The sequence below is a fragment of the Nodosilinea sp. P-1105 genome, from assembly GCF_012911975.1.
Classification (GTDB): domain Bacteria; phylum Cyanobacteriota; class Cyanobacteriia; order Phormidesmidales; family Phormidesmidaceae; genus Nodosilinea.
Map to the genome: position 1 here is coordinate 1 of NZ_SMDQ01000134.1, position 4,263 is coordinate 4,263.

Genomic DNA, 4,263 nt, shown 5'->3' on the forward strand with positions numbered 1-4,263 from the left:
CGCCCGTGGCCCCGCAGGTCTGGAGCCACCACATGGTAACCCTGCTGGGCCAGACCATAGGCCACCCCATCCCAGGCCGCTCCATGCTCCAAAATGCCATGGAGACAAAGCACCAGGGAGCCATTCTCAGGTCCCCAGTGGCAAAGGCAATGTTGCCGTCCCCGTAGGGTAACCCAGGTTTCGGTCATGGCCGTCAGGGGAAGGTAGTCGGCGGGTAGGGAGGTGGGGGAGTGGGGGAGTGGGGGAGTGGGGGGGTGAGGGAGTGGGGAGGTGGGGAGGTGGGGAGGGGCAGACTGCCCGGGACCGGGCGGCTGTTCTCGCGGCAACGCATAACTAAACTGCGCCGCCAGGGCTTGGTTAACCCCCTGGAGTGGATGGGGTAGATGGATCGCCTGCCAGGCATCGGCCAGGTGGGCCTCAATTTGGCGACGCTGGCGAAAGTTGGGGTCATCCACCGCCAGGGACTGGGCACTTACCCCGTCGGTCATGCGCCGCCCTTGATAGGGGGTGAGCACCGCCGGGTCAAAGGGCACCTCCAGGAAGCGACAGAGATCCGCCATGGCGGTTTCTGGATCGGTGACCAGGTCTTCGTAGCGCAGGAAATAGTGGCGATCGCCGTCAACGGTCTGCAAGAAGTCGAGGCTATTTTGGTTGCACACCTGCCACACCTGCTCCGCCAGCCGGTAGGGGTCAGCGGGGTCCAGATCAAAGATCTTGTGCATGCGGTTCCGCACAAAGGAATCAATCACCGCATAGGGGTGACGCACCAGGTGAATGTACTTAGCCCCCTCAAATATCTGCTCCGCTCGGTGCAGGGTGTCCAGGCTGAGGCTGTAGGTGGGGGATTTATCCACCAGCAGGCGGTCCCCGGCCATTTGCTGCAGCTTGTCGTACACGGTGGCGGTGGACAACTGATGTTGCCGCCATTCCGCCAACAGGTCGGCGGCTGGGTCGGCCTCCACCTGGAGCAGTTCCATCACCGCCCGCTGCAATCCCTCCTGCAGGTAGCTGTGACCCAGGGCCGATTGCTGGGCGGCCAGGGTATTGAAGGGCAGCAGATGCAGCTCGGGGGGGCAGAACAGGTCCGGGTGGCCCGCCAGCATTACCCGCAGTAGAGTGGAGCCAGAGCGGGGGGCCGACAGCAAGAACACCATGGGCGGGTTGCGTCGGACGGGGGGGGACAGGGGGGCCGGGGGCTGCCAGGGGGTCTGGGATAGATCCTCCCCGGGGGCTGAGTCAGCCTTGTCTTCGGGCCGGTCTTGGGGCCTGTCTTGGGGCTGGTGTACTCGCACTAGTTCCCGGGCCACATAGGCCGATAGGTCAGCGATGGTGGGATGGGCCAGCACCTCCCGGGGGTATAGCACCAACTGTAGGTCTTGCTTGCACAGGGCCAGCAGGTCCATGGTCATCAAGGAATCCAGGCCCAAATCCAGCAGGGAAGTATCCAGGGAAATGGTGCCCGTCAGGCCGGTGACGGCGGCCACCTGGGTTTGAAAGTAGGTCTGGAGGGCCTCGGTCCGCTGGGCTGGGGATAGGGCGAGTAATTGTTCCAGGCGGGATGGCTCGGTGCTAGGGGCGATCGCGGTGGCTGGAGCCTCTGCCTGGGGCAGCACCTGGGATAGGACCGGGGGCAGGGCAGCGGTGGGCAGGTAGCGCCGCAGTCGAGCCCAGTCCAGGTGAGCGATGCCGAGATGGGGAGAGGGCAGAGCGGCTCCCCGCCGTAGGACGGTACCCAGCCACTGCAACCCTTCGCCAACGGACAGGGGGACCATGCCCCGCTGACCCAGGGAGGTGCCACTGGTTTGATGATCCACCGCCATGCCCGCCTCTTGCCAGGGCCCCCAACTGAGGCTGAGGGCGGTTAGCCCCCGCTGGTGGCGGTAATAGGCTAAGGCATCCAGACCGGCATTGGCGGCGGCATAGTTGCCCTGGCCCGGTGACCCCAGCAGGGAGGTGACAGAGGAAAACAACACAAACCAGTCCAGGGAAATGGATTGGGTCAACTGGTGTAGATTCCAGGCCCCTTGCAGCTTAGCAGGCATGACTCGATGGAACTGCTCCAGGGATTGGTTGGCCAACATCCCATCGGCCAGGGTGCCCGCCGCATGCACCAGCCCCCGCAGGGGCGGCAACTGGGCCTGAATCCGATGGAGCAGGGTGGACAGGGCGGCGCGATCGCCCACATCCACAGCTTCTACCCACACCGTAGCTCCTGCCTGGCGCAGTCGAGCTAACACAGCGTCCACCTCGGCTTTCGGCCCCCGCCGACTGACCAACACCAGGGTGCGCGCCCCCTGATCCACCAACCAACGGGCCAGCCGTAACCCCAGTCCACCGGTACCGCCGGTAATTAAATAGGTCGCCTCCGACTGAACTGGCGGTTCGGCAGGTTCGGTCATCTCTGCCATCGCAGCCAGATCTACCGGCTGCAACCGGGGTACCCAGCGCTGACCTGCCCGCAACGCTACTTCGTCCTCTCCATCACCCCCCAGAACCTGGGCCACCAGAGCGGTGACCAGGGCTGGATTGGGTTGCGGGGGTTCAGGGGCGAGGGGTTGCAGGTCAATCAGCCCCCCCCACAGTTCTGGGTGTTCCAGGCGCAGGGTACGCCCCAACCCCCAGAGGGCGGCCTGGGGCGGGGTAATGACCGATTCCCCTGGCTGCACCGCTTGAGCCCCTTGGGTGATTAACCACAGGCGGGGCAGCGGCCCTGACTGAGCCACCAGACTATGGAGCAGGGCCAGCACTGGCTCGGCCACCCGGTCAGGCCAGGGGTCGGGGGCGGCCAGCGGCAGGGCCTTAGGCAGGTAAAGAATATGGGCGATCGGCCCGTGGCCAGACGCTTCCAGGGCCGCAAAGAGCGGTTGAAAGTCCGCCGGATTGACCTGGAAGTGGTCCGGTCGTCGCTGCTGAAACTGGGACCCCAGGGTGACTCGAATCGGGGTTAAGCCCTGGGCCGCCAGGGCATCCCCTAGATCAGGCCACAGCCGATCGCAGTCATCGATTACTAGCCAGAGCCCAGGGTTGGGGCCATCAGCGGGCGCTAGGAGCGGCTGGGGCTGCCAGGTGATCCGGTAGGCCGCACTCTGGGACGTTTGGGTGGCCGGGGCCGGAGGGTTAGCCACACCTAAGCCGGGGGCCACGGGCTGGGTCGCCAGGGGCAGGTCAATCCAGTAGCGCTGCCGCTGGAAAGGGTAGGTGGGCAGAGACAGGGGGCGGCGATCGTAGGGGCGGTCAAAGCCGTGCCAGTCAATATCAACCCCCTGGCGGTACAGCTGGCCCAGGGTGGTGAGCAGGGTCTGCCAACTGGCCTGGCCCCGTCGCAGGGAGGGTAGCCAGATCGCCTCGGCCACGCAGCGTTTGCCCATGGCGCTGAGCACCGGGTGAGGACCCACTTCCAGAAAGTGGGTGTAGCCCGCCCGGTGCAGGGTGGCGATCGCATCGCCAAACCGCACCGGTTCGCGGGCCTGGCGTCGCCAGTAGTGGGCATCCATGGGCCGGGTTTGGTCCACGAAATCCCCAGTCAGGTTAGACACCAGGGGAATCGTGGGTGGCTTAAACCGAATGCCCTGGGCAGTCTGCTCGAACACATTCAGCACCGGCTCCATCAGGGGCGAGTGGAAGGCGTGGGACACCTGCAAAGGCTTGGTTTGCAGCCCCTGGCGGTGTAGCTGGTCAACCACCTGGTCCAGATCCGACTGCAGGCCAGCAATTACCGTGTGTTTGGGGCCATTCAAGGTAGCCAGGGAGACAGTTTCTGGGAAGGGTGCCAGGGCCGGGGCCACTTTGGCGGCGGGGGCAAACACCGCCACCATGCCGCCATTGGCTGGCAGGGTCTGCATCAGTCGGCCCCGCTGGGCCATCAGCCGCAGGCCATCTTCCAACTCCATCACCCCAGCGATGCAAGCGGCCACATATTCCCCGACACTGTGACCCACCACCGCCGCTGGCCGCACCCCCCAGGAAAGCCAAAACTGGGCCAGGGCATATTCCAGGGCAAACAGGGCGGGTTGGGTGTAGCGGGTTTGATGCAGGGCGGCATCGGGGTGATCGTCTCCAAACAGTAGGGTGGTCAGGGGTTGATCCAGGTAGGGCTGGAGCAGATCAGCGCAGCGATCGATGGCGGCCTTAAAGACTGGCTGGGTGGCGTAAAGATCCGCCCCCATGCCTGGGGATTGGGAGCCCTGGCCAGTGAAGAGAAAGACGATGTCAGGGGAGGTGGGGGAGGTGGGGGAGGTGGGGGAGGTGGGGGAGGTGGGGGAG

At 65.1% G+C, this 4,263-nt stretch carries 1 protein-coding gene; it reads right to left on the bottom strand.

All coding sequences use genetic code 11. The features are described from left to right. Nucleotides 1–4,263 (bottom strand): SDR family NAD(P)-dependent oxidoreductase (locus E1H13_RS27065; protein WP_206071116.1); only part of this gene is annotated, 4,263 nt, incomplete at both ends.